The sequence below is a fragment of the Microcystis sp. M179S2 genome (assembly GCF_020245805.1).
Lineage (GTDB): Bacteria > Cyanobacteriota > Cyanobacteriia > Cyanobacteriales > Microcystaceae > Microcystis > Microcystis aeruginosa.
On sequence record NZ_JADBUE010000041.1, the window covers coordinates 1 to 3,125 of the forward strand.

Annotated in this window: 3 protein-coding genes; 1 reads left to right on the plus strand and 2 read right to left on the minus strand. The window is 44.7% G+C overall.

From position 1 onward, the window contains the following. Nucleotides 1-325, plus strand: a 325-nt coding sequence (locus IM500_RS02375) for a Uma2 family endonuclease (protein ID WP_287737558.1), incomplete at its 5' end; no start/stop codon positions are given. Nucleotides 326-584: 259 nt separating this feature from the next. Here IM500_RS02375 and IM500_RS02380 read toward each other — a convergent pair. Continuing rightward, nucleotides 585-1,787 carry a glycosyltransferase family 4 protein gene (locus IM500_RS02380; RefSeq protein ID WP_287737559.1) on the minus strand — a complete coding sequence of 401 codons (1,203 nt, stop codon included), beginning with the start codon at nt 1,785-1,787 and terminating at the stop codon, nt 585-587. Nucleotides 1,788-1,800: 13 nt separating this feature from the next. Next, nucleotides 1,801-2,901, minus strand: coding sequence for a chorismate synthase (gene aroC / locus IM500_RS02385; RefSeq protein WP_190717985.1), 1,101 nt, complete (start codon nt 2,899-2,901; stop codon nt 1,801-1,803). Between the last annotated feature and the right edge of the window lie 224 nt (nt 2,902-3,125).

Genomic DNA, 3,125 nt, shown 5'->3' on the forward strand with positions numbered 1-3,125 from the left:
AAAGGTTAAAAGAGAAGGTGATAAATCCTATGAGTTGGGAGCCAATAGAAAACATCCTGATTTAGTGATTGAGGTGGTTGTTAGTAGTGGAGGAATTAATAAACTGGAAGCATACAAACGCTTACAAATTCCCGAAGTTTGGTTTTGTATGAATGATGAGTTATTGTTTTATAGTTTAGGAAATGAGGGATATGAAGCTGTTAGTAAATCGCAACTTTTACCGAGTTTAGATGTAGGTTTATTGATGCGCTGTATTAATACAGAAAATCATGCTCAAGCACTGCGGGAATTTAGAGCAGGGATAAAAATTATTGAATCAACATAACAATATAAAATGGTGATTTTTTCCGCCTATCTAAAGATTATGGGTTAACTTAACAGTTGCAGAATGCCGAGAATTAAATTCTCAATATTCCATCAAAAGGGAACAATTTTTTAACCGTTTCATCGCCTCCGTATTATTAGAAGAAAGACGAGCAGGTAATATTCCTGCTTGGGAAGGAATTAGGATTGTAAGAGAAAGAATTTAATAGCGATATGAATCCTTTAAAAGACAGTATTTTTTTGAAAATGCTCTCATTTCATCAACTCAATAACCAATCTAGATGATCCTGTAAACATTGTTTGAGGTCGTAGCGTTGCTTGATAGTTTCCCTGGCATTTAAACGCAGATTTTGCCAACCCTGGGGATAATCTAACACTTCATCCACGCGATCGGCTATTTGTTGAGGAGAAAAGAAATCCACTAATAAACCATTTTCCCCATCGGTAATTAATTCTCGCACGGGGGGAGTATCGGAACCAATCACGACGCAACCCATGGCCATGGCCTCTAACATTGACCAAGACAGCACAAAAGGACGGGTAAGATAGATATGGGCCGCTGATGCCTGTAAAACCTGTTTATATTGACCGTAGGGCAGAGAACCGGTAAAATGCACCCGGGATAAATCCAAAGAAAGGCTTTCTAACATCAATTGTTTATAGGTTTTGCCGTCCGGTAGAGTTTTCCCATAAGCGACCCGATCCTCCCCGACAATCACCACATGACAGTTAGGCCGACGGGCTAAAATTAGGGAAACAGCCGTCATAAATTGGGGAAAACCGCGATAGGGTTCCATTCCCCGGGTTGCATAGGTGACAATCTCCTTAACACCGGATAAATCTAAACCTATCTCTGGAATCACTAACTGCACATCGGGACGGGGACAGAAATAGTCCGTATCGATGCCATCGTGTAAAACCGTCAGTTTCGAGTGCAATTCGGGGGGAAATTGTTGTTTTTGCCAGATAGTCGGCGATAAACCTCGATCGCAACTGACCAGATCGATGAGGATTGGCGCATTTTTAATTCTAATCCGGGCCTCGGCATCAGCATTAAGGGGATCCGCCGGATCAAAATCAGCATCGGAACCATGGGCATGATAAAACCATTCAAAATAGGCTAAAAACTTAGTTTTCGGGAAAATATCCTTGATAAATAGACCCGGCCCCCAGCCAGAATGTGCATAGACAATATCGGGATAAAATCCTTGATTTTTCAGTTGTTGGCAAACACCATAAACCGCTTGACCTTGCAAAACCGCACTTTCGAGGGGACGGACATAATGATGGGTTTGGGGAGAAACAGCGCGACTTTCCTTGTAAATAAATTTTTTTACCCCCGCTATCTCTCCCTCTTGCCTGGTAGTGCCGAAAATCACTTGATTTCCGGGGTCTTGAGCCAAAACCGTGATTAAATGGCGAAATTGGGCGGGAAAATTGGCATGAAGGAATAAAAATTTCATCGCAGGTAAAGGTTTAGAAAAAGCGATCGCTAATCGTACATTGTCCCTGAAAACGGAGCAGATGATCGCATAATACCAAAGCCATCATCGCTTCTACCATAGGGACCGCTCGGGGTAAAACGCAAGGATCGTGTCTTCCTTTGGCTGCCAGGGTGGTTTCTTCCCCGGTGCGCGTCACGGTTTTTTGTTCTTTACCGATAGTCGCGGTGGGTTTAAAAGCGATGCGGATAATAATATTTTCACCGTTACTGATTCCCCCTTGGATGCCTCCTGAACGATTGCTAGTGGTGCGAATTAACCCGTTATCATCGATAAAATACTCGTCATTGTGTTCGCTGCCGGTTAAGAAGGTTCCCGCGAATCCCGATCCGATTTCAAATCCCTTGCTCGCAGGTAAGGACATCATCCCCTTAGCTAAATCGGCTTCTAGCTTATCAAAAACGGGTTCTCCTAGACCTTTCGGCACATTTCTGGCTACACATTCCACCACACCGCCGATCGAGTCCTTATTCAGGCGAATTTGGTCAATCAGGGCGATCATTTGGGCGGCCGTTTCCCCGTTGGGACAACGCACCATATTACTTTCCACCTCGTCGAGGGTGACGGTGTTGGGGTCGATGATTGCCTCAATATCTTTAATTCGCTTCACATAGCCGATAATCTCGACATTATAGACAGATTTAAGGATTTTTTTAGCGATCGCTCCTGCGGCCACCCGGCCGATGGTTTCCCGGGCCGAGGATCTGCCTCCTCCTTTCCAGTTGCGAATGCCGTATTTTGCTTCGTAGGTAGCATCCCCATGGGAAGGTCGGAATTTCTCGGCCATTTCGTTGTAATCTTGCGAACGAGCATCCTGATTCCGCACTAAAATAGCGATCGGTGTACCGAGGGTTTTGCCGTCAAAAACGCCCGAAATTATCTCACAAATGTCATTTTCTCGGCGCGGGGTCACGATTCTGCTTTGTCCCGGTTTGCGACGGTCTAAATCGATTTGAATCTCCTCTTGGGAAATTTCTAAGCGCGGGGGACAACCATCGATAACCACTCCTACCCCACCCCCGTGAGATTCTCCAAAAGTGGAAACCCGAAATAGTCGTCCGAAAGTGTTACCCATAATCTCAATGTCTATTAAGCCTCAAGGTTTTATTGTACCTGAGCGGTTATCAGTTTTTCGGGAATAGGGGTTGGGGGTTGGGAATTTTGACATCCTCGCCGCCCTAAAAGTGCGGCGATTCCTAAACCTCACGATTTAAGTTTCTGCTTCCACCACCGTCGCATACCACAGTTAAAAAACCATGTACTGTCTTACACAGAGTCCACAGACTTTCGCCCCATTTC

Bases quoted from the DNA above. Each gene is read 5' to 3' on its own strand.
- IM500_RS02380 (WP_287737559.1), bottom strand. From the start codon at position 1,787: ATGAAATTTTTATTCCTTCATGCCAATTTTCCCGCCCAATTTCGCCAT.
- aroC (WP_190717985.1), bottom strand. From the start codon at position 2,901: ATGGGTAACACTTTCGGACGACTATTTCGGGTTTCCACTTTTGGAGAA.